The organism is Roseateles hydrophilus (assembly GCF_026712245.1).
In the GTDB taxonomy this organism is placed as follows: Bacteria; Pseudomonadota; Gammaproteobacteria; order Burkholderiales; family Burkholderiaceae_C; genus Pelomonas; species Pelomonas hydrophilus.
The window spans coordinates 489,000-510,345 of the sequence record NZ_JAPPUY010000003.1; the positions used below are offsets into that span (position 1 = coordinate 489,000).

General features: G+C 71.5%; 19 protein-coding genes. 17 read left to right on the forward strand and 2 right to left on the reverse strand.

Features of this window, described 5'->3' with window-relative positions:
- Nucleotides 1-5: 5 nt before the first annotated feature.
- The 4 genes from NYO99_RS13815 to NYO99_RS13830 all read left to right on the forward strand — a co-directional run bounded on the left by NYO99_RS13815 (nt 6) and on the right by NYO99_RS13830 (nt 4,001).
- The gene (locus tag NYO99_RS13815; protein WP_268167800.1) at nt 6-914 is read left to right on the forward strand and encodes a TIGR02285 family protein; all 909 of its coding nucleotides are present in this window, start codon (nt 6-8) and stop codon (nt 912-914) included.
- Nucleotides 911-1,816, forward strand: coding sequence for a pseudouridine synthase (locus NYO99_RS13820; RefSeq protein WP_268167801.1), 906 nt, complete (start codon nt 911-913; stop codon nt 1,814-1,816). The genes NYO99_RS13815 and NYO99_RS13820 overlap by 4 nt, the downstream gene beginning before the upstream one ends.
- A complete protein-coding gene (locus tag NYO99_RS13825; protein WP_268167802.1) occupies nt 1,816-2,907 on the forward strand; it encodes a GGDEF domain-containing protein in 1,092 nt (363 codons plus the stop codon). The genes NYO99_RS13820 and NYO99_RS13825 overlap by 1 nt, the downstream gene beginning before the upstream one ends.
- A 104-nt stretch (nt 2,908-3,011) precedes the next feature.
- A complete protein-coding gene (locus NYO99_RS13830) occupies nt 3,012-4,001 on the forward strand; it encodes a GGDEF domain-containing protein (protein WP_268167803.1) in 990 nt (329 codons plus the stop codon).
- Nucleotides 4,002-4,038: 37 nt separating this feature from the next.
- Here the strand turns inward: NYO99_RS13830 and NYO99_RS13835 are convergent, their stop codons facing one another.
- Both NYO99_RS13835 and NYO99_RS13840 read right to left on the reverse strand, forming a co-directional pair.
- On the reverse strand, nt 4,039-4,857 hold the full coding sequence (locus tag NYO99_RS13835) for an HDOD domain-containing protein (protein WP_268167804.1): 819 nt from the start codon (nt 4,855-4,857) through the stop codon (nt 4,039-4,041).
- A 39-nt stretch (nt 4,858-4,896) separates the two neighbouring features.
- Complete coding sequence (locus NYO99_RS13840; RefSeq protein WP_268167805.1) at nt 4,897-5,658, reverse strand: sulfite exporter TauE/SafE family protein; 762 nt, start codon at nt 5,656-5,658, stop codon at nt 4,897-4,899.
- A 418-nt stretch (nt 5,659-6,076) separates the two neighbouring features.
- Here NYO99_RS13840 and NYO99_RS13845 point away from each other — a divergent pair, with 418 nt between their 5' ends.
- The 13 genes from NYO99_RS13845 to NYO99_RS13905 all read left to right on the forward strand — a co-directional run bounded on the left by NYO99_RS13845 (nt 6,077) and on the right by NYO99_RS13905 (nt 21,254).
- Nucleotides 6,077-7,471, forward strand: a complete 1,395-nt coding sequence (locus NYO99_RS13845) for a TIGR03790 family protein (RefSeq protein WP_268167806.1) — start codon at nt 6,077-6,079, stop codon at nt 7,469-7,471.
- Between the two features lie 112 nt (nt 7,472-7,583).
- The gene (gene gspG / locus NYO99_RS13850; RefSeq protein ID WP_268167807.1) at nt 7,584-8,000 is read left to right on the forward strand and encodes a type II secretion system major pseudopilin GspG; all 417 of its coding nucleotides are present in this window, start codon (nt 7,584-7,586) and stop codon (nt 7,998-8,000) included.
- Complete coding sequence (locus NYO99_RS13855) at nt 7,972-9,204, forward strand: type II secretion system F family protein (RefSeq protein WP_268167808.1); 1,233 nt, start codon at nt 7,972-7,974, stop codon at nt 9,202-9,204. Before gspG ends, NYO99_RS13855 begins: the two co-directional genes overlap by 29 nt.
- A 634-nt stretch (nt 9,205-9,838) precedes the next feature.
- Entirely contained in the window at nt 9,839-11,350 is a 1,512-nt protein-coding gene (locus NYO99_RS13860; RefSeq protein WP_268167810.1) for a GspE/PulE family protein, read from the forward strand.
- Nucleotides 11,331-12,464 carry a hypothetical protein gene (locus NYO99_RS13865; RefSeq protein WP_268167811.1) on the forward strand — a complete coding sequence of 378 codons (1,134 nt, stop codon included), beginning with the start codon at nt 11,331-11,333 and terminating at the stop codon, nt 12,462-12,464. Before NYO99_RS13860 ends, NYO99_RS13865 begins: the two co-directional genes overlap by 20 nt.
- Nucleotides 12,461-12,964, forward strand: coding sequence for a hypothetical protein (locus NYO99_RS13870; RefSeq protein ID WP_268167812.1), 504 nt, complete (start codon nt 12,461-12,463; stop codon nt 12,962-12,964). Before NYO99_RS13865 ends, NYO99_RS13870 begins: the two co-directional genes overlap by 4 nt.
- Nucleotides 12,961-13,479 (forward strand): hypothetical protein, encoded by a 519-nt coding sequence (locus NYO99_RS13875; protein ID WP_268167813.1) that lies wholly within the window; start codon nt 12,961-12,963, stop codon nt 13,477-13,479. The genes NYO99_RS13870 and NYO99_RS13875 overlap by 4 nt, the downstream gene beginning before the upstream one ends.
- On the forward strand, nt 13,476-15,632 hold the full coding sequence (locus NYO99_RS13880) for a secretin N-terminal domain-containing protein (RefSeq protein WP_268167814.1): 2,157 nt from the start codon (nt 13,476-13,478) through the stop codon (nt 15,630-15,632). The genes NYO99_RS13875 and NYO99_RS13880 overlap by 4 nt, the downstream gene beginning before the upstream one ends.
- Entirely contained in the window at nt 15,629-16,150 is a 522-nt protein-coding gene (locus tag NYO99_RS13885) for a type II secretion system protein (protein WP_268167815.1), read from the forward strand. Before NYO99_RS13880 ends, NYO99_RS13885 begins: the two co-directional genes overlap by 4 nt.
- 4 nt (nt 16,151-16,154) lie before the next feature.
- Nucleotides 16,155-16,541: a type II secretion system protein gene (locus NYO99_RS13890; protein ID WP_268167816.1), complete on the forward strand. Its 387-nt coding sequence runs from the start codon at nt 16,155-16,157 to the stop codon at nt 16,539-16,541.
- Nucleotides 16,528-17,064: a type II secretion system protein gene (locus tag NYO99_RS13895; RefSeq protein ID WP_268167817.1), complete on the forward strand. Its 537-nt coding sequence runs from the start codon at nt 16,528-16,530 to the stop codon at nt 17,062-17,064. The genes NYO99_RS13890 and NYO99_RS13895 overlap by 14 nt, the downstream gene beginning before the upstream one ends.
- A 242-nt stretch (nt 17,065-17,306) precedes the next feature.
- Nucleotides 17,307-18,056: an NF038120 family PEP-CTERM protein gene (locus NYO99_RS13900; RefSeq protein ID WP_268167818.1), complete on the forward strand. Its 750-nt coding sequence runs from the start codon at nt 17,307-17,309 to the stop codon at nt 18,054-18,056.
- A gap of 27 nt (nt 18,057-18,083) precedes the next feature.
- Complete coding sequence (locus NYO99_RS13905; protein ID WP_268167819.1) at nt 18,084-21,254, forward strand: S8 family serine peptidase; 3,171 nt, start codon at nt 18,084-18,086, stop codon at nt 21,252-21,254.
- The last annotated feature ends 92 nt before the right edge of the window (nt 21,255-21,346 follow it).

The window sequence follows — 21,346 nt, forward strand, 5'->3', positions numbered from 1 at the left end:
GCGGCATGGGGCGTGGGTGGTGGTGGGCCCTGTCGCTGGCCGCGGCGGTGGCCAGCGCCGCGGCGGAACCCGCCGCTGACACCATCCGCTGGGTGGCGCAGGACGTGCCGCCCCATTTCAGCTTCCGCGACGGCCATGCGCCGCGCAGCGTCGACGAACTGGGCCACGGCGAGGTGGCGGGCTTCATGCGCGTGCTGCTGCCGCGCATGGCCGGGGTCCGGCATGAGTTCGTCGAGGCCGGCACGGCGCGCTACGAGGCGCTGAGCCGCAGCGGCCAGACGCTGTGCTCCACGCTGCATGTGCGCACGCCCGAGCGGCTGGCGTGGGCCTACTTCTCGCATCTGTACCCGCCGCTGGCATCGCGCGAGGTGCATGTCATCGTGCGACGGGAGGTGCTGGAGCGCGTGATGTCCCACGCGCCCGGCGATGGTCGTGTGGTGCTGGGCGACCTGCTGCAGCGCCCCGAACTGCGCCTGCTGCTGGCGCGTGACCGTGCCTACGGGCCCAAGGTGGACGCCCTGCTGGCTCAGCATGCCGTGCCGCGCCTGAGCGTGGGCGCGCACCCCGGCACGCAGCTGATGGACATGCTGCGCGCCGGCCGCATGGACTACACGCTGGACTACCCCGCCGCCATGCACGACTACCTGCGCCGCAGCGGCGACGCCGGCGCGCTGGTGGCGCTGCCTGTGGCCGAGGGGCGCAGCACGCTGGTGGCCACGGTGTCCTGCAGCCGCACGCCGCAGGGCCTGCGCCACATCGAGGCCATCGACGCCGCCGTGCGCGAGCTGGCCCGTGAGCCCGACCGCGAGCGCTGGGTGCGCGCGTGGCGCGGCGAGATGTTGTCGGGGCCTGACCTGAAACGTCTCAACGCCTACATGGACGAGCGCGCCCGCAGCGGCCCGCGCATCGAATGAGCCGCCCGCCCAAGCCGGCGCTGCCGCTGCGCGACGGCGTGGCTGCCAGCGCCGTGTTCTGCCCGCCCGGGCCCTGGCCCACGCTGACCGCCTTTCTTGCCGAGCGCCTGCCGCGCGTGGCCGACTGGGCCGAGCGCCTGGCGCGGGGCGACGTGGTCGGCGATGACGGCGCGCCCGTGGCCGACGCGCCCTACCGCGCGCAGCGCCGCGTCTACTACTGGCGCCACCTGGACGACGAGCCCGCCGTGCCCTTTGAGGCCCGCATCGTTTTCCAGGACGAGCATTTGCTGGTGGCCGACAAGCCGCACTTCCTGCCCGTCACGCCCAGTGGCCTCTACGCCCGGCAGACGCTGATGGCGCGGCTGCGCCATGCGACGGGCCTGGCCGACCTCATTCCCATCCACCGGCTGGACCGCGAGACCGCCGGGCTGGTGGTCTTCGGCGTGCGGCCGCAGGATCGCGACGCCTACCACCGGCTGTTCCGTGACCGCGCGGTCGACAAGGTCTACGAGGCCATTGCGCCCGCCGGCCCCGGCCCCTGGCCGCGCACCGTGCGCCACCGCCTGGCCGAGCCCGACGGTGACGACTTCATGCAGATGCAGGTTGTGCCCGGCGAGCCCAATGCAGAGACGTGCATCGACCTGGTCGAGCTGCTCGCCAATGGCCTGGCCCGCTACGAACTGCGCCCGCGCACCGGCCAGCGCCACCAGCTGCGCGTGCAGATGAACGCGCTGGGCCTGCCCATCGTCGGTGACCGCATCTACCCCGTGCTGCAGCCCCATGAGAACCCGCCGCGCTTTGATGCGCCGCTGCAACTGATCGCGCGAGAGATCGCTTTCACCGACCCGGTGACGGGCGCGCTGCGGTACTTTTCACGTGACACCGCCACAATCGCGCCGTGATGAGCAGCCCGACCGACCCCCACGCCCAAGTCCAGGAACTGCGCCGCCAGCTGCAGTCGCTGCTCGACGCCGCCAAGGCCAACGAGCGCAAGCTGGACCGTTTCGATGCGCTGGAGCGCCGCCTCATCGCCGTCGGCTCAATGGAGGAGCTGGTCAACCTGCTGCTGGTGGACTGCCGGGCCGACTTCGGCCTGGACGCCGCCGAGCTGTGGCTGCTGGACCCTGACGGCGAACTGCAGCGCGCGCTGCCGGCCCTGCCCATGGTGCGGGCGCCGCGCTTGCTGGACAGCCACGCCGCGCTGAAAGAGCTGTTCGGCGGCGTGCGCACCGCGCGTCTCGTCGGTCCGGGCCATGACGAAGCCCTGGTGGCCAAGGCCTTTGGCGCGGGCACGCTGGTGCGCTCGGCCGCGCTGCTGCCGCTGATCCGTCAGGGCGTGCTGATCGGCAGCCTGCACTTCGGCGCCTGCGACCCCGAGCGCTACGACGCCTACTCCGGCACCAAGTTCCTGGACCGGCTGTCGGCCATCGCCGCCATCGCGATCGAGAGCATGCTCAACCGCGAGCGGCTGCGCCGCGCCGGCATGACCGACGGCCTCACCGGCGTGCACAACCGCCGCTACTTCGACCACCGCAGCCTCATCGAGTTCAGCCAGGCCGTGCGCCACCGCTACCCGCTGGCCTGCCTGTTCCTGGACATCGACCACTTCAAAGCCATCAACGACAGCCACGGCCACCCCACGGGCGACGAGGTGCTGCGCCAGGTGGGCGGCCTCATCCAGCGCTCGCTGCGCACCGGCGATCTGGCCGCGCGTTACGGTGGTGAGGAGTTCGTCGTGCTGCTGCCGCGCACCGACCTGGCCGGCGCCCGCGAGGTGGCCGAGCGCATCCGGCAGATGGTGGAGGAGGCGCCGTTCGTGACGCCCGAGGGCGGCACCGTCAGTGCCACCTTGTCGGCAGGGCTGGCCATGCTGCCGGCCGACGCGACCAGCTTCGCCGACCTGCTGAATGCCGCCGACCGCGCGCTCTACGAAGCCAAGCGCGCCGGCCGCAACCGCACGGTGGCCGACGACCTGGTGCCCGCAGGCAGCTGACGGCATTCGGCCCCCGCCGGGGCCGAGGAAAACCCCGACGCCGTCGGCCGCCAACGCAGGCAGCATGGCCGGGACAATTTGTGCGCAGTCGCCGCGCCACACCCATGAACACCGATTCCCTCGCCTCGCCCCCGGATGACGGCGCCATGCCGCGTCGGCTGGGGTCGTTGCGGCTGCGGCTGACGCTGGGCGTGCCGCTGCTGACGCTGGCCATCGTCGTGGCCTTGACCTGGAGCCATGCCGGCCCGTCGGCGGCGGTCGACGAGCTGGACCGCATCGTCTGGCAGGTGCTGCTGCTGAGCGGTGCGCAGTTGCTGCTCATCGAGGCGCTGCTGCTGCGGCCGCTGCAGCGCCTGGCGGCCGGGTTCGAGGCCCTGGAGTCCGGTGCCATGCCGCTGCAGACCGAGGGCGCCAGCCCCGCGCCCGGCCTGGCGGCCGAGCTGGACCGCATCGGCCATGCGATGCGCCGTGTGCACGGTTCGCTGCGCCAGCAGGACGAGGACGCCCAAGCCCTGCGCCGCGAACTCGCCCACCAGCGCCTGCTGCTGGAGCAGGCCCAGGCGGCGTTGGAGGCCAACCGGCGCGAGCTCGCCAGCCTGGAGCGCACCGATGCACTGACCGGCCTGGCCAACCTGCGCGCCTTCGACGAGGCGCTGCGGCGCGAGTTCAAACGCGCACAACGCCAGCGCGGCTTGCTGGCGCTGGCCGTGCTGGATTTGGATGAGTTCAAGCAGTTCAACCAGCAGCATGGCATGGCGGCCGGCGATGCGGCGCTCAAGCGCGTGGCGACGCTGCTGAACGAGCGCTTCAAGCGCGACACCGACGTCGTCGCCCGCCTGGGTGGCGAGGAGTTCGTTGCGCTGCTCCCTGGCGTGGGCATGGCCGAGGCGCAGGGCGTGCTGGAGCTGCTGCGCGATGAGCTGCGCGCGCTGCGCCTGCCCGACGGCCAGGGCCAGCTGACGCTCAGCATAGGCCTGGCCGCCGTCAGCCCGGCCCATCCCTACCTGAGCGCCCAGGCGCTGATGCAGGCGGCCGACGAGGCGCTCTACATCGCCAAGCATGCCGGCCGGGACCGATTGAGTCTGGCCGCTTAGGTGGCGCCGCCGGCCGGCAAGGGCTGAACCCGTTGCTTCAGCGCCCGTGTTCCTGGGCGGCTTGCAGCTGCTCGTTGACGCGCCGCGCCGCGCGCAGCACCAGGGTCTCGTCCAGCTGCGCCTGCGGGGCGATCTGGCTGGCGATCTCGTCCAGCTGGTCCGGGTGGTTCAGCAGCGCCCAGGCCACCGTGGAGATGGCCGCCACGCTGCGGCGGGCCAGGTTGTCGGGCATGGTCAGGGAGCCCTGGATTTCGACGTGGTGGCGCACGCTGGCCACGGCGGCCGGCGCCAGGCCCCAGCTCTCGCACAGCGCGGCGCCTAGCGCGTCGTGGCTGACGCCGAAGGCTGTGCGCTCCAGCTCCACCAGCTCGGCGTCGCGCGTGGCCGCGCGCAGCATGGCCGGGTAGTGCGCGGGTGCGTGGCGGTACAGCACCGCCTTGCCGCATTCCTCGAACAGGCCGGCCGAATGCGAGGCCCACGGATCCACGCCCAGCATCTGGCCCATGCGGCCCATCAGCAGGCCGCGCTGCGACGCGCGGGCCCACACCGATTCCAGCTCGGCAGCGGCTGGGAAGGCGGCGCGCAGACCCATCTCGAACGTGATGGCCGCGACCTCGCGCATGCCCAGATACGTCAGCGCCTGGTGCACCGTCTGCACGCGGCCGCGCAGGCCATACAGCGACGAGTTGACTGCCTTCATGACGGCTGCGGCCAGCGCCATGTCGGTCTCGACCAGCGCCGACATGGCCTGCAGGTCGATGTCCTCGGCCGCCATCAGCAGCGACAGCTTGACCAGGACCTCGGGTTGGGTCGGGATCTCGATGTCCAGGTTGCGCAGTTGGGGATCGACGGGCATGGCGGGTGTCTGGAGCTCCGGGGATGGCTGCATCGTAGATCAGCGCAAGAAGGCGTCCCAGGCAGTTTTGACGATGAGCACACCCACCACCGCGATGAAGACGCCGCGCACGAAACCCGCGCCGTGCTTGAGCGCCATGCGCGTGCCCAGCAGGCTGCCGACGATGTTGGTGACGGCCATCACGGCCACGACATGCCACCAGATGTGGCCCTTGCTGACGAACAGCGCAATGGCGAAGGCATTCGTCAGCAGGTTCATCAGCTTGGCCGTGGCCGAGGCGTGCAGGAAGTCGTAGCCCAGCACGCGCACGAACAGGAACACGAAGAAGCTGCCCGTGCCCGGGCCGAACAGGCCGTCGTAGAACCCCACGCCTAAAGCGATGCCGCCGGCCACCAGGGCCTCGGCCCGGCCCGTGAAGCGCGGGGCATGTTCCCGCCCCAGGTCCTTCTTGGCCAGCGTGTAGAGGAACACGGCCAGCAGCACCAGCGGCAGCGCCTTGCGCAGGCCGTCGGGGTTCACCAGCGTCAGCGTCCAGGCGCCGGCAAAGCTGCCCGCACCTGCCAGCGCGGCCGCCGGCAGCAGGCGGCGCCACGGCAGTTGCACGCGGCGCACGTACTGCCAGGTGGCCCAGCCCGTGCCCCAGATCGCCGCCGCCTTGTTGGAGCCCATCAGCGTGGCCGGCACGGCCGTCGGGAAGGTGCTGAACAGCGCAGGCAGCAGGATGAGCCCGCCGCCGCCGGCCACCGCGTCGATGAAACCCGCGAGCAGGGAGGCGAGGGCGACAGTGGCGAGTTCGAGCATGCAGGAGTCCATCAGCGCGCCCGGGCCTTCGTGCAGTCGTTCGGGCCGAGCGCCGGGCAGCTCCCAAGCCGGCTGCCTGGCGATGTGCGAGCATCGCCGCCCCTCGCGGGGAACTGCCGTACTCGCCCGCGTTCAGCGGCAAGGCCGGACGAGGGGCACAAATAAAACGGCCACCAAGGGGTGCCTTGGTGGCCGGTGAGATTGTCTTCGGGATGGCGAAGCAACCTTGCTGTATGTCTCCTCACACCCGCCAGGCAGTCACTGGGCTTGCAGCCCCTGACCGCGTCGAGTGACCGCAATGTATTGCCCCGCCTCGGTGCATGACACTGGGGTAAGCCCGAGTTCGCGGTGCGCGAAGGGGCGGATATGCGCCAAGTTGGTGCGAAAACGGACGTGCAGGCCGCGGGAGAATGGCGGCATGAGCCGCTTGTCCTGCCTGCTGACGACCCTGTGCCTGGGCTTGCTGACCGCGTGCGGCGGCGGCGGTTCGGGCGGCGCTGCCGGCAGCACCGCGGTGAGCGATTCCGGCGCTGCTGGCATAGGGCAGACGCTCACATTGACGCTGCCCGCGAGTGGGTTGGCCGCGGCCGATTTGGGCGTCATCGTGGCCGAGGGCGACGCGGTCAGCGAGGCCATGGCGGCGGCCTATGTGGCGGCGCGTGGCGTGCCGGCGGCGAACGTGATCCGGGTCAAGGTCAACACGGCTGTCGCCAGCCTGTCGGCCGCCGAGTTCCTGTTGCTCAAATCCGACATCGATGCACGGCTGCCGGCCTCGGTGCAGGCCACGTTGCTGGCCTGGGCCGCCCCCAGTCGCGTGACGGGCGCCTGCAGCATGGGCATCACCAGCGCGATGGCGCTGGGCTACGACACCCGCTGGTGCAACCCCAACCCGTCAACCGACACCTGCGCCACCACCGCCGCGTCGCCGCTGTTCGACCGCGAGACGCGACGGCCCCAGGCGGATGCGCAGGTGCGGCCGTCCATGCTGCTGGGCACCAGCACGCTGGCGGCGGCGCAGGCACTGATCGGCCGCGGCGTGGCGTCCGACGCCACACGGCCGGCCGGCGAGGGCTGGCTGGTGCGCACCAACGACAGCGCGCGCAGCGTGCGCTGGACCGACTTCCAGCCGCTGCCGGCGGCCTGGAGCGGCGTGCTGGCGCTGAACTATGTGGACAACAGCAGTGGCGCCGCAGCGGCCAATTCGCTGGCGGGCAAGGCCGACGTGCTGTTCTACCTGACCGGGCTGACCCAGGTGGCCAACCTGTCGACGCTGCAGTTCCGCCCGGGCGCGCTGGCCGATGCGCTGACCTCCGTAGGCGGCCTGCTGCCGGGTGGCGGCGGGCAGATGCCCATCACGGCCTGGCTGGACGCCGGCGCGACGGCCAGCTACGGCACGGTGGAGGAACCGTGCAACCACACGCAGAAGTTCTCGCGCGCGTCCGTACTGATCGACCATTACTGGCGCGGCGCGACCGCCATCGAGGCCTACTGGAAGGCGGTCGAGTGGCCCGGCCAGGGCCTGTTCATCGGCGAGCCGCTGGCCCAGCCTTTCCGGGATGCACCCAGCTTTGCCATCGTGGCGGGTGAGTACCAGATCAAGACGCGCTCGCTGCGCCCCGGCAGCCGCTACGCGCTGCAGTACCGCCTCAGCGGCAGCAGCACCTGGACAACGCTGGCCAGCTTCACCGGCACTCGCGGCCAGATGCTGGATGGCCGCGCGCCGCTGCCGCCTGCGGCGGCCGTGCAGATCCGCTGGCAGGGGCCTTGCCCCACCGATGCCGCCAGCAGCTGCACGCTGGCGCAGTCGCCGTGATGGGCGGGCGGCCTCGCGTGTGGCCCTCAGAATGCGGGGCGGTCAAATCCGGATTGCCGGGCCTGGCCCGGCAGTGAACAGTCGCCCCCTTCCTGCAGTACCCGTCCTTCTCATGCGTTCTCCCTCCCGCCGCCGCGGCTTCACGCTGCTTGAACTGTTGGTCGTCATGGTCATCATCGGCCTGCTGGCGGGTTATGTCGGACCGAAGTTCTTCGGCCAGATCGGCAAGAGCGAGGTCAAGGCCGCACGCGCGCAGATCGATGCGCTGCAGAAGTCGCTGGACCAGTACCGGCTCGACGTGGGCCGCTACCCCAGCACCGAGCAGGGGCTGGCCGTGCTGGTGACCAAGCCGGCTGACGAGCCCAAGTGGCAGGGGCCGTATCTGGCCAAGGCCGTGCCCAAGGACCCCTGGGGCAATGACTACCAGTACCGCGCCCCGGGCGAGCACGGCGAGTACGACCTGCTGAGCCTGGGCAAGGACGGCCGCCCCGGCGGCGAGGGTGAGGACGCCGACCTCACCAGCTGGTGACGGCTCGCTGATGCCGGTGTTCCAGACCCGCGTGCTGCGCGCCGGTGCCGTCAGCGCCGAGCGTGTGGAGGCCCCCGACCGGGCCGCCGTCGCCGCGGTGCTGGGCGTGGCGCCGCAGCATGTGCTGGAGGCGCGCGAGATCGTCGCCACCGAGCGTGCCAAGCCGTGGCGCCGCAACGCCCGTTTCCCGCTGCAGCTGTTCAGCCAGGAACTGGCCGTGCTGCTGGACGCCGGCATCGCGCTGCTGGAGGCGCTGCAGACGCTGCGCGAGAAGGAAGGCCAGCCCGGCGTGCGCGCGGCGCTGGACGGCGTCGTCGCCCAGATCGAGCAGGGCCAGCCGCTGTCCGTCGCGCTGCGCCAGCAGCCGCAGGCGTTTGACGAGCTGATCTGCGCCATCGTCGCGGCCAACGAGAAGACCGGCCAGCTGTCCACCGCGCTGGCACAGCATGCGCGCTACCTGGCCTGGGTGGACGCGCTGCGCTCGCGGCTCGTGGCCGCGCTGGTCTACCCGCTGATGCTGCTGGGCGTGGGCGGCGCGGTCATCCTGTTCCTGCTGCTGTACGTGCTGCCGCGCTTCTCGGGCATCCTGGAGCAGACCAGCGCCGACCTGCCGTGGGCGTCGCGCGTGCTGATCGAGTTCGGTCAGACGGCGGGCGCGCACCCGGGCCTGGTGCTGGGCGGCATCGCGGCGGTGGGCTTTGCGATGTTCTCGCTGCTGCGTCAGCCGGCCGTGCGCCAGCGCGCGCAGGCCGCTTTGTGGACGCTGCCGGGCCTGGGCCCGCGGCTGCGCGTGCTGGCGCTGGCGCGGCTGTACCGCTCGCTGGCCATGCTGCTGGCGTCGGGCGTGCCGGCGCTGGCGGCGCTGAAGATCGTCGTCGACGTGGTGGCGGCGCCGTGGCGTGCCGCGGTGCAGGCGGCGGCGGCGCAGATCGAGCGGGGCGAGCGCCTGTCCGCCGCGTTCGACGCGCAGGACCTGGCCACGCCGGTCGCGCGCCGCATGCTGCGCGTCGGCGAGCGCAGCGGCGAGGTGGCGGCCATGCTGGAGCGCGCCGCAGCCTTTCACGACGAAGAGGCCGCGCGGCTGACCGACCTGCTGTCGCGCCTGGTGAACCCGGCGCTGATGCTGATCATGGGCGTGCTGATCGGCGGGATCATCGTGCTGATGTACCTGCCGATCTTTCAGTTGGTGGAGCAGGTGCAGTGATGGGGCGGTGGCTTTCTCGTTGCTGCGGCTTGGCGCCCACCGCCGTGCCGGGAGTTCGCCCCGGCGGGCGACCTACTTTCTTGTGCGCACAAGACAGTAGGCAAAGAAAGCGCCCCTGCAAAACCGGCCCTGCGGGCTCCCCTGCGATGCTCGCAAGCCCAGGCCCGCGCAGAACTCCCTGCGTTCGCTGCGCTCACTCCGGTCAGACAGCTGCGCGGAGTCAGTTCTCGAGGCGCGCTGCGCGCGCGCCTGGACTTGCTGCGCTTCTCGGCGGTTTAGAAGGGGAGCCCCGAAACAGCCAACTCCAACAGCCAACAGCCCAGCCCGAAAGCCCGCTGGCGCCGGCTGTTCTGTATGCCCCCTTTAGCGCCGCCGAGGAACGGAAGACCCGAAGCCCGCGAGCGCAGCTCGCCTCAAGCACTGACTCGCGACGATTGTTTGAGCAGAGCGTAGCGGCGCGAGTTCGGCGCGGGGCTTCGGGTCTGAGTACCGCAGGGAACCCCGAGCGCAGCGAGGGGCGGCGCGGTCGGGGGGAGCTTTTTGCCTACTTTTTGGCGGTCCAAAAAGTAGGTCGCCCGCCGGGGCGAAATCCCGGCATGGGCCTGGGCGTCAACCCAAAGCAACGCCAACACCCATGACCACCTCCCTCCACGACTGGCTCCCCGCCGAGCAAGGCCCCTGGCATCTCGACTTCGAGCAATGGCCGCAGGCGCAGGCCCAGCGCTGGCGAGCTGTGCTTGCCGTCGGTGCCAACGACCGCCGCGTGCTGCTGGCCGAGCGTGACGAAGACGCGATGCTGCTGCAGAGTGTCGAGGCGCGCCTGAACGCGCCCGTCGGCTGGCGGCGCGCGTCGAGCGACGCGGTGACCCACTTCCTCGGCGCTGGCGAGGCGGACTTCCGTGCGCTGTCAGACGTCGAGGATGCGCTGACGACCATCGAGGACCACACCGAGGAGCTGTCAGCCCTCGCACTCAGCGAGCAGGCCAGCCCCGTCGTGCGGCTGCTGAACGCGACGATCTACGACGCGCTGCAGGACACGGCATCCGACATCCACATCGAGTGCACCGCCCGCGGCGCGGCGATCCGCTTCCGCGTCGACGGCGTCATGGCCGTCGTGCGCCAGGTCGAGAGCCCGCAGGTGGCCGAGCAGCTGGTGTCGCGCCTGAAGGTCATGGCCGAGCTGGACATTGGCGAGCGCCGCCTGCCGCAGGACGGCCGCTTCAAGCTGCGCGTGCAGGGCCGCGAGATCGACTTCCGCCTCAGCGTGATGCCCAGCGTGTTCGGCGAGGACGCGGTGATCCGTATCCTCGACCGCGCGGCCATCGCGCGTGCCGGCACGCTGACGCTGGACGCTTTAGGCTTTGGTGACGACGAGCGCGCCGCCATCCGCCACCAGGCGCGCCAGCCGCACGGCATGCTGCTGGTGACCGGCCCGACCGGCTCTGGCAAGACGACGACGCTGTACGCCACGCTGGCCGAGATCCACACCGGCGCCGACAAGATCATCACCATCGAAGACCCGGTCGAGTACCAGCTCAGCGGCGTCGTGCAGATCCCCGTCAACGAGAAGAAGGGCCTCACCTTCTCGCGCGGCCTGCGCTCCATCCTGCGGCACGACCCGGACCGTGTCATGGTCGGTGAGATCCGCGATGCCGAGACCGCGCAGATTGCCGTGCAGGCCGCTCTGACCGGCCACCTCGTCTTCAGCACGGTGCACGCGAACAACGCGTTCGACGTCATCGGCCGCTTCATGCACATGGGGCTGGACCTCTACAACGTCGTGTCCGCGCTGAACGCGGTGCTGGCGCAGCGGCTGGTGCGACTGACGTGCCAGCACTGCGCCAAGCCGTTCACGCCGGACGCTGCGACGCTGGCACGCCACGGTGTCATCAACGGCAACTTTTTGAAGGGCGAGGGCTGCGGCCACTGCCGCGGCACCGGCTACAAGGGCCGGCGCGCGGTGGCGGAGCTGCTGAAGCTGGATGACGGCCTGCGCGACCTGATCGCGGCGCGGGCGCCGATGTCCGAGATCAAGGCCGCCGCGAAGGCGCGCGGCATGAAGTCGCTGCGCGACATGGCGCTGGCCGCCGTGTGCCGCGGCGAGACGACTTTCGAGGAGCTGGAACGTGTCACGCTCGATGAGTGAGCGCCTGCGCCAGCGGATCAGCGCGCGCCTGGCCAGGCCGCGGCGCGTGTTCGTCACGCCCGGCGGCGACGAGTTCGCGGCCTGGTGCCGCGACATGCCCGGCACGGCCGTCGAGTTGGTCGTGTCGGCGCGTGCGCTGCACGAGCTGGTGGCCGAGCCTGGCCTGCCGCTGGCCGACCTGGACGCCGTGCAGGCCTACGCGCAGCAGCAGTTCGCGCATTACTTCGGCGCTTCCGCGCAGCGCTTTGCCGTCGCGCCGTGGCAGCTGGGCGAGGCCGCGGGGGCGTCGGCGCTGCACGGGCTGGACCTGGCCGCGCTGCGTGCGCAGGCCCACGCGGCCGGTGTTCGCGTCGCCGCCGTGCGCCCGGCCTGGGCCGCGTGGCTGGCGTCGCTGCCGGCCGCCACGCGCGCCGGCTCGGGCCGTGCCGTCTGGCACGAGGGCGCGGTGGCCGTCGTCATCCAGCTGGACCGGGGCCGTGTGACGGCGCTGCAGTCGCGCCGCGTGAACACGCTGGCCGACCTGGGTGCCGACGCGCCGCTGGCGGTCGGCACGCCGGCCGACGCCCTGGCGCCGCAGCCTGGCCCGGCCACGCCGCAGCCCGACTTCCTGCCGCGCTCCAGCCGCTCGCCGCTGGCCTGGCCGCTGGCGGTCACGGGTGCGCTGGTGCTGGCTACGGCCGCGTGGAGCGCCGTCGAGAGCCACCGCGCGCTGGACGTCGCCCAGGCCGCGCGCGACCGCGTCGCTGCGCTGCGCCCGGCGGCCGCGCCCAAGCCCGCCGCGCGCCGCGCCGAGCCGGCGGAGAGCCGCTCGGCGCTCGAAGCCCGTGCGCTGCTGGCCATGCCGTGGGAGCCGCTGCTGACGCGCGTGGAGACCGCGGGCGCCGACGCCAAGACCATCGCCTGGCTGGGCCTGGACGCCAGCGCCGGCCGCGGCGAGCTGCGGCTGGAAGGGCTGACACCCGACAAGCTGCTGGCGCTGCAGCTGGCCGAGCAGCTGGGCACGACGCCCGGCTGGCGCCAGGTCGTGCTGTCGCGCTTCTCGGCCGCCGAGACGGGGCTGACCGGCCAGCGCTTCGAGATCAACGCCCGCGTGGCGACGGGAGGCGGCTCGTGAACCACCGCCTGCTCAAAGCCCTGGGTTGGCCCGGCATCGCCGGCATTGCCGCGCTGCTGCTGGCAGTGGTGGCCATCGTGCTGGGCCAGCGCTGGGACGCCCAGGCCGCCGCGCTGCAGGCCGAGGCCCATGCGCTGCGCGCCAAGGCGCGGCCGGCCGTGGCCACGGCCGTGCCCGTCAGCGTGCAGCAGTGGCAGGCCGCGCTGCCTGCCGCGTCGCAACGCCAGCAGCGGCTGGCCGATCTGCTGGAGCTGGGCATTCGCCTCGAACTCAGCGGCGCGCGCACCGATCACCGGCTGGCCACCGCCGAGGGCCTGGAGCGGCTGCGCGTGACCATGCCCGTCACCGGCAGCTACGCGCAGCTGCGTCGCTTCATCGGCGCCGCGCTGGCGCACGACCCGGCGCTGAGCCTGGACGCGGTCAAGCTGCGCCGCGTCAGCCCGCTGAGCGCCGACGTGGACGCCGAGCTGCAGTGGTCGCTGCACGGGAGGGCGCCATGAACCGCCGTCACCTGACGCTGGGCAGCGCGCTGGTGGCGACGCTGGCCGCGACGGCCTGGGTCGCGACCCGGCCGCAGGATCCGGCAGAGCCTGTCGCAGCGCCCGTGCGCCGGCCGGCTGCGGCCGCATCGGTGCCGAGCGCCATGCCCGTCGCTGCTGCCGCGCCCGGCGCGCGCCAGCCCTGGGCCGAGGCCAGCCCGGCCCAGCTCGCGGCGTGGCAGCCGCCCCCGCCGCCGCCAGCCCCGCCCGCGCCGCCGCCCACGGTGGCCGCCCCCCCGCCGCCGCCGATGGCGCCGACCGTGCCGTACCAGATGATCGGCCGCGTCGTCGACGGCGAGGGCGCCCAGGCGGTCGAGATGGCGCTGCTGTCCGGCCCGAGCAAGGCGCTCAGCGTCAAGCGCGGCGACGTCATCGACGGCCAGTGGCGTGTCGAGCAGGTGTCGCCCAGCGGCGTCAGCCTGACGTGGCTGCCCGCCAAGCTTCCCCAGAACATTGTTTTCAAGCAGGTGCCATGAAGCAGCTCCTCGTACTCCTCAGCGCCCTGCTGCTCGCGGCCTGCGCCAACCCGGCGCTGCGCCAGGCCGAAGAGCTGGGCCGCAGCAACCAGTGGCCGGCCGCGCTGCGCGTGCTGGACGATGCCGTCGCCAAAGACCCCACCGACCCGCAGCTGCGCGCCGCCCAGGTGCGGGCCCGCGAGCAGGCCACGGCCCGGCTCATCCTGCAGATCGAAGCCTTGCGCGCGCAGAGCCGCTGGGATGACGCGCAGACGCTGCTGGCCCAGCTCGCGAAGGCCGACGCCAAGCACCCGCGCCTGTCCGCGCTGACGGTGGACATTGAGCGCGGCCGCCGCCACGACAGCGTGCTGGCCAGCGGCCGTGCCGCGCTGAAGGGGGGGCGCATCGAGCGCGCCGAGGCGCTGGCCCGCGAGATCCTGGCCGAGGCGCCGCAGCACCCCGGCGCGCGGCTGCTGGCGAGCCAGGTGGCCCAGTCCCGGCCGCTGGAGACAGCCGTGGGCGAGCTGGGCCCCAACTTCCAGAAGCCGGTGACGCTGGAGTTCCGCGACGCGCCGCTGCGCCAGGTGTTCGAGGCGTTGGCACGCAGCAGCAGCATCAACTTCGTGTTCGACAAGGACGTGCGCGCCGACGCCCGCGTGACGGTCTTCCTGCGCGGCGTGACGCTGGACGAGGCCATGCGTGTCATCCTCGGTACGCAGCAGCTGGACCGCAAGCTGCTGAACGACAGCTCGGTGCTGATCTTCCCCAACACCGCCGCCAAGCAGCGCGAGCACCAGGAGCTGATCACCCGCACGCTGTACCTGAGCAACGCCGATGTGAAGCAGGTGCAGGCCATGGTGCGCACCATCGCCAAGGTGCGCGACATCCACGTCGACGAGCGCCTGAACCTGCTCATCGTGCGCGACACGCCCGAGGTGCTGCGCTTTGTCGAGAAGCTCATCGCATCGGTGGACCTGCCCGAGCCCGAAGTCATGCTCGAGGTCGAGGTCATGGAGCTGGCCACCGACCAGGTCGACGCGCTGGGCCTGGACTGGCCCGACACCGTGCAGTTCGGCCTGCCCAACGTGAGTGGCCAGGTGCTGCTCAGCGAGCGCAGCCAGTTCCGCGGCAGCATCGCCAACCCGGCCATCGTCGCCACGCTGCGCGGCACGGCCGGCAACAACAACATCCTGGCCAACCCCAAGATCCGCGTGCGCAACCGCGACAAGGCCAAGGTGCACATCGGCCAGAAGCTGCCCGTGTTCACGACGACCACCAACTTCACCGGCGCCACATCGGTGGCCGCGTCGGTCAGCTACCTGGACATCGGCCTCAAGCTGGACGTGGAGCCCACGGTGCAGCTGGACAACGACGTCGTCATCAAGGTGGGCCTGGAGGTCAGCAACCTGATCCGTCAGGTCACCGGCCCGGGCGGCACGACGGCCTACGAGATCGGCACCCGCAACACCGCCACCACGCTGCGCCTGGCCGACGGCGAGACGCAGGTGCTGGCCGGCCTCATCAACGACGAGGACCGCAAGAGCGCCGCCGGCGTGCCGGGCCTGTCGCGCATCCCGCTGCTGGGGCGCCTGTTCGGCACGCAGACCGACACGCGCAACAAGACCGAGGTGGTGCTGCTCATCACGCCGCGCGTGGTGCGCAACCTGGCCGTGCCTGACGCGTCGCTGACCCGACTGGCCAGCGGCGTGGACGCCAGCCCCGGCGCCTTCAGCAGCCTGCTGCGTCGCGATGCCCGCGTCGGTGTGGGGCTCAGCAGCGGCGGCGCCGTCGCGGCCGCGCCCGCAGCCGTGGCCACGCCGGCCGCGCCCACCGAGGCCGTGCTGAAGCTGGATGTGACGCCGCAGGTGGCCGCAGGAGGCACCGTGTCGGTGGCGCTGAAGAGCGACAGCGGCCTGCAGCTCAAGGGCGAGCTGGAGTTCGACACCACCAAGCTCGCGCCCGCGCAGGCCACCGCGAACGCCGCCACCGGCCGCCTGCCGTTCGAGCTGCCGCCGCGCGGCGAGCGCGTCATCGTGCTGCGTGCGCTGCCGGCGGCGGCCGGCCAGGTGCTCAACATCGCGCTGAGTGGCTTGTCGGCCAGCGGGCTCAATGGCGAGTCTGCGCCGGTGCGCGTGGACGGCGCCGCCATGTTCACCGTGGAATCGGCACGGTGAGGAAGTCCGGCGCCCGCCCGCCATCGCCCGCCCGTGCGGGGCGGCGGGGCCGTGCGTGGCGTGGCTTCACGCTGATCGAGATGCTGGTGGTGCTGGCCATGCTGGGCGTGCTGGCTTCAGCGGCGCGCCCGCTGCTGGAGTTGTCGGTGCAGCGCAGCCGCGAGCACGAGCTGCGCCAGGGCCTGCGCACGCTGCGCGAGGCCATCGATGCCTACAAGCGGGCCGGCGAGGCCGGGCATATCGCGCAGGACGCCGACGCCAGCGGCTACCCACCCCACCTGCGCGCCCTGGTGGACGGCGTGGCGGACGCCAAGTCGGCCGAGGGCCGCAAGCTCTATTTCCTGCGCCGCTTGCCGCGCGACCCCTTCGCGCCGGCCGAGCTGCCCGCCGCCGAGACCTGGGGCCTGCGCGCCTACGACAGCCCGCCCGACGAGCCCCGGGCCGGCAAGGACGTGTTCGATGTGTACTCCCGCGCCGAGCGCACCGCGCTGGACGGCTCGCGGCTGAAGGACTGGTGACGTGATGTCGGTGTCCCGTCCGCGCGGCTTCACGCTCATCGAGCTCATCGTCGTCATGGCCATCGTGGCGCTGCTGGCGTCCATCGCCGCGCCGCGCTACTTCAATTCGCTGCAGAAGAGCCGCGAGACGGCGCTGCTGCAGTCGCTCACGACGATGCGCGATGCCATCGACCAGTACGCCGCCGACAAGGGGCGCTACCCCGAGTCGCTGCAGGAGTTGGCCCAGGCGCGCTACCTCCGTGAGGTGCCGCAGGACCCGCTCACCGCCAGCCGCGACAGCTGGGTGGAGCTGCCCCCGCCCACCGACATGCAGGCCAGCGGCCGCCTGTGGGATGTGCGCAGCGGCGCGGCCGGCCGCAGCGCGGACGGGCGGCTGTATGCGGACTGGTGAGCCGCGCCGGGCGCGCGCGCAGCGCGGCTACAGCTACCTGGCGGTGCTCTTCCTCGTGGCGCTGACCGCAGCCGGCCTCGCCGCGCTGGGGCAGGCCTGGCGCACGGCCGCGCAGCGCGAGAAGGAGCGCGAGCTGCTGTTTCGCGGTGGCGAGATCGCGCGGGCGATTGCGAGCTACCAGCGGGCCACGCCGCAGCCGCCTGCGCAGTCGCCCCAGAGCCTGGACGATCTGCTGCTGGACCGCCGCAGCGCGCAGCCGCGCCACCATCTGCGCAAGGCCTATGTCGACCCCTTCACGCACGCGGCGGACTGGGAGCTCGTGATGGACCCGGCACAGCCGGGGCGATTCCATGCGGTGCGCAGCCGGTCGGCTCAGCTGTTGCTTCTGGAACACGGCCCCGACGGCGAGCCCGTGCGGCGCGCGCAGGACCTGCTGTTCTCCGCCCAGGCTGCTGACCGCGGGCCGGCGCACCAGGCCGAGGCGGCGAGCGCACCAGCAGCGGCGTCTACCGCGTTGCCGTAGTGCGGCGGGTCGGCCGCGAGCCCGATGGGTGTCTCGGGTAAACCCATCCCCCCATGAATTGATGTCGGGCAACTTTGGATGTGGCGGATGCGCGGCCGCCCCAAGAATCGGCCCCCTTGCGGGCTATGGCCCGCTGGCAGGTGTTGGCCTCGGTATGGGATCGGGCTGACGACAAGGCGAGCCCCACCGGACCACCTTGGCCTGTGCCGTTGGAACCACCTTGCAGGAAAGAGGTTTGTGAAATGAAGAAACTGTGGACTTCGGTCGCGCTCGCGGTGTCGGCGCTGACGCTGACGGTCAGTGCTCAGGCGGGCGTGATGCGCACCGTGATCGACTTCGAGACGCCCATCACCCAGGGCGTGGCCGACTACCTCCCCTACCTCACGCACGACAACATCTTCCTGCAGCCGGCGGCCTATGACCGCTCGGTGTACTTCAACCCGTTCTCGAACAACGCCGCCGCCACGGAGATGGACCTGGTGGGCTATGTCGGCACCGGCGCGGATTGCGGCGGCACGGCCTGCCCGACCAACAACAGCGGCACCTACGTCTCGACACTGAACGACGCGGTGATGTCCTTCGGATTCATGGACGGCTCGCGCTTCTCGCTGAAGAGCTTCAAGGCGGCCTACATCGGCAACGACCAGGACGCCACCATGGCGATTCCGGCCGTCGTGCGCATGCGCGGCGTGAGCGGTGGCAGCACCTTTGACTTCATGGCCTGGCTGACCGGCCCGGATGCACAGGGCGCGCTGGGTTTTGCCACCTACACGCCCGATGCGACCTACGCCAACCGTCAGTTCGACTACGTGTTGGCCTACGGCTTTGCCTGCGCCACCAGTGGCAGCGGCTGCACGGCGTTCAACACCAACCGCGCCCAGTTCGCGCTGGACGACATCGTCGTGGAGCAACTGCCCGAGCCGGCCAGCCTCGCGCTGCTGGGCCTGGCCGGTGTGGCCGCCTTCGCTGCACGCCGCCGTCGCGCCGCCTGACCCCGTCACCTGAAGCAAGGACATCCCATGAAGATGATGCTCAAGCCCGCCGCACTGGCGGCGCTGGTGCTGTTGTCTGGCGTCGCCACAAGCGCGCTGGCCCAGGACCGCAAGACCTACATCGTCCAACTCAAGGACGAACCCGCTGCCACCTACCAGGGCACCGTCAGCGGCTATGCCGCCACCCAGCCCGCGGCCGGCACCAGCTTCCGCTACGGCGCGCCCACGGTGCAGGCCTACGTCGGCTACCTGAGCCAGAAGCAGAACGAGGTGCTGTCGCTGATCGATCGCTCGCAGGTGCTGGCGACCTACGACACGGTGTTCAACGGTTTTGCCGCCAAGCTGACCGAAGCCGAAGCGCTGTCGCTGCGTGCCAACGCGGGCGTGGCCGACGTGTTTGAGGACACGCCGCGCCAGCTGGACACGGTGTCCACCGCCAACTTCCTGAAGCTCACCGCCCCCGGCGGCCTGTGGTCGCAGACCGTGGCCGGCAGCGCGCTCAAGGGCGAGAACCTGGTGGTCGGCATCATCGACGGCGGCATCTGGCCCGAGAACCCGGCCTTCTTCGACCGTGTCGATGCCAACGGCGTGCCGAGCAACAACCCGGCGGACACGCTGGCCTACGGCCCCGCCCCCGCCAGCTTCAAGGGCGGTTGCGTGGCCGGTGAGGGCATCACGGCTGCGCATTGCAACAACAAGCTGGTCGGCATCAAGCACTTCAAGGCAGGCTTCGACGGCACCGGCAACACGCTGCACTGGACCGATTTCGTCTCCGGCCGCGACTCGATCTCCGGCCCGGTGGGCCATGGCAGCCATGGTGACCACACGGCCTCCACGGCCGCCGGCAATGCGAACGTTGCCGCCACCGTTGACGGCCTGACCCTGGGCACGGCCACCGGCGTTGCCCCGCGCGCCCGCGTGGCCAGCTACAAGGTCTGCTGGACCTGGGTGAACCCCGCGGCCACCGACGGCACGGGCAGCCAGAACAACTGCTGGTCCACCGACTCCGTGGCCGCCATCGACGCGGCGGTCAAGGATGGCGTGAACGTCATCAACTTCTCGATCAGCGGCTCGCAGACCACGGTCAACGACCCCGTCGAGCAGGCCTTCTACCGCGCGGCACGCGCCAACGTCTTTGTGGCGGCATCAGCCGGCAACAGCGGCCCCGGCCAGGCCGTGGCCCACATCAGCCCCTGGCTGACCACGGTGGCAGCCTCCACGCATGACCGCACCTTCAATGGCGATGCCACGCTGGGCAGCGGCACCAAGGTCACCGGCGCTTCGCTGGGCAGCACGGGCGTGGCCGCTGGCACGCCGCTGGTGCTGGCCTCGCAGGCTGGTATCGCGGGTGCCGATGCCGACAAGCTGCGCCTGTGCTACACCGCGGCCGACAACAACGGCCTGGCGCTGCTGGACCCGGCCAAGGTGGCCGGCAAGATCGTCGTTTGCGACCGCGGCAACAACGCCCGCGTGGCCAAGAGCGCGGCCGTGGCCGCCGCAGGCGGCGTCGGCATGATCCTGGTGGACAACGGCGCCGGCCTGGTGTCTGAAGTCCACTCGGTGCCCACCGTGCATGTGACGGCAGCCGACGGCGCTGCGGTGAAGACCTACGCCGCCGACGGCGCCGGCACCGCTGCGCTGAGCCCGTTCTACATCGGCAGCACGCCCAATGCGCCGGTGATGGCCGGTTTCTCGTCACGCGGCCCCAACGCCGGTGATGCCAACATCCTCAAGCCGGATCTGACGGCTCCCGGCGTCAGCATCATTGCCCAGGCCACGCCTGACCTGAGCCAGGCCGAGCGTGACCAGCTGGCGGGCAACGATCTGGTGCCGCCGCCTGCCTGGACGACGATGTCCGGCACGTCCATGTCCAGCCCGCACGTGGCGGGTCTCGCGTTGCTGCTGCGTCAGGCGCGCCCGACGTGGTCGCCCTCGGCCATCAAGTCGGCGCTGATGACCACGGCGTACTCGACGCTGAACGACAACCTCGCCGGCGCCCAGAACGGGCTGCTGCCCTGGGCACAGGGCGCGGGCCATGTGTCGCCGAACAAGGCCATCGATCCGGGCTTGGTCTACGACTCCGGTGCGGTGGACTGGATTCGCTACCAGTGCAAGGTGAACCGTGCGGCTGTCCTTCCCGCCAGCGACTGCACGACCTACGGCGTGCTGGACGAGACCTACAACCTGAACCTGCCGTCCATCACCGCCGGGTCCATCTTCGGCAATGGCGTCACGGTGACGCGCCGCGTGACCAACGTCGGCAGCACCACCGCCACCTACACCGGCACGGTCAACGTCCCGAACTTCACGGCCACGCTGAGCACGCCCTCGCTGACGCTGGCCCCGGGTGAGACCAAGAGCTTCACGGTGCGCCTGGTGCCGACCGCCGGTGCCGCGGTCAACACCTGGTACTTCGGTGATCTGGTCTGGAACGACGGTGCCGGCCATGTGGTGCGCAGCCCGGTGCAGGCGCGTGTGGGCGTGCCCATCATTGCGCCGCCGACCGTCGCCACGACCAACGCGACCGGCAACCGCAGCCTGACGCTGAAGACCGGCATCACCGGCCGCATCACCGCGCGTCGTGGCGTCAAGGAAGCCACCGTCGCCGCGCCCGTCACGCTGGCGCCGGCCGGTGGCCTGGACCGCGATCCGCTGATCGAGGCCTGCGCCGCCGGTGCCGACACCGCCGACGTGAAGGTCTACAACTTCAGCGTGCCGGCCAACGCCATCGTCGCCCGCTTCGCGCTGCGTCAGGCGGACACCAGCCACCCGCAGGACGACAACGACATGGTGCTGCTGACGCCCACGGGCGCTGCGGTGTACTCCGGTGCCGCCTTCACCAACGAGGCCGTTCAGGTCAGTGCGCCGGCCGCCGGCAACTACCGCGTCTGCGTCCACGCCTACGGTGGCCAGCCGGAGATGCGGCATGCGCTGTCCAGCTGGATCGTGATGCCGGGCGATGCCAATGGCACGCTGACCGCGCTGTTGCCCAGCCAGGTCTACGCCGGCAGCAGTGCCACGGTGGGCTTGCTGTGGTCGGGCCTGACCCCGGGCAAGCGCTACGTCGGTGGCGTGCAGTGGCTGGACCCGCAGGGCGTGCCGCAGTCCACCACCGTGCTGCGCGCCGATCCGGGCACCGCGGTGCTGAGCGAGGGGCTGGAGCCCGTGGCCAGCAAGCTGAAGCCGGCCAGCAAGTAAGCCAGTGCCAGAGGCGGGGCCGCTGCCCCGCTCACGGCGACAGGCCGCATGCCACGCGGGGGCATGCGGCCTTTTTCATGGTGCCGCCCTGG

What these genes read in the sequence shown, in the direction of transcription:
- NYO99_RS13815 (WP_268167800.1), top strand. Translation starts at nt 6, where the DNA reads ATGGGGCGTGGGTGGTGGTGGGCCCTGTCGCTGGCCGCGGCGGTGGCC.
- NYO99_RS13820 (WP_268167801.1), top strand. Translation starts at nt 911, where the DNA reads ATGAGCCGCCCGCCCAAGCCGGCGCTGCCGCTGCGCGACGGCGTGGCT.
- NYO99_RS13825 (WP_268167802.1), top strand. Translation starts at nt 1,816, where the DNA reads ATGAGCAGCCCGACCGACCCCCACGCCCAAGTCCAGGAACTGCGCCGC.
- NYO99_RS13830 (WP_268167803.1), top strand. Translation starts at nt 3,012, where the DNA reads ATGAACACCGATTCCCTCGCCTCGCCCCCGGATGACGGCGCCATGCCG.
- NYO99_RS13835 (WP_268167804.1), bottom strand. Translation starts at nt 4,857, where the DNA reads ATGCCCGTCGATCCCCAACTGCGCAACCTGGACATCGAGATCCCGACC.
- NYO99_RS13840 (WP_268167805.1), bottom strand. Translation starts at nt 5,658, where the DNA reads ATGCTCGAACTCGCCACTGTCGCCCTCGCCTCCCTGCTCGCGGGTTTC.
- NYO99_RS13845 (WP_268167806.1), top strand. Translation starts at nt 6,077, where the DNA reads ATGAGCCGCTTGTCCTGCCTGCTGACGACCCTGTGCCTGGGCTTGCTG.
- gspG (WP_268167807.1), top strand. Translation starts at nt 7,584, where the DNA reads ATGCGTTCTCCCTCCCGCCGCCGCGGCTTCACGCTGCTTGAACTGTTG.
- NYO99_RS13860 (WP_268167810.1), top strand. Translation starts at nt 9,839, where the DNA reads ATGACCACCTCCCTCCACGACTGGCTCCCCGCCGAGCAAGGCCCCTGG.
- NYO99_RS13875 (WP_268167813.1), top strand. Translation starts at nt 12,961, where the DNA reads ATGAACCGCCGTCACCTGACGCTGGGCAGCGCGCTGGTGGCGACGCTG.
- NYO99_RS13880 (WP_268167814.1), top strand. Translation starts at nt 13,476, where the DNA reads ATGAAGCAGCTCCTCGTACTCCTCAGCGCCCTGCTGCTCGCGGCCTGC.
- NYO99_RS13890 (WP_268167816.1), top strand. Translation starts at nt 16,155, where the DNA reads ATGTCGGTGTCCCGTCCGCGCGGCTTCACGCTCATCGAGCTCATCGTC.
- NYO99_RS13895 (WP_268167817.1), top strand. Translation starts at nt 16,528, where the DNA reads ATGCGGACTGGTGAGCCGCGCCGGGCGCGCGCGCAGCGCGGCTACAGC.
- NYO99_RS13900 (WP_268167818.1), top strand. Translation starts at nt 17,307, where the DNA reads ATGAAGAAACTGTGGACTTCGGTCGCGCTCGCGGTGTCGGCGCTGACG.
- NYO99_RS13905 (WP_268167819.1), top strand. Translation starts at nt 18,084, where the DNA reads ATGAAGATGATGCTCAAGCCCGCCGCACTGGCGGCGCTGGTGCTGTTG.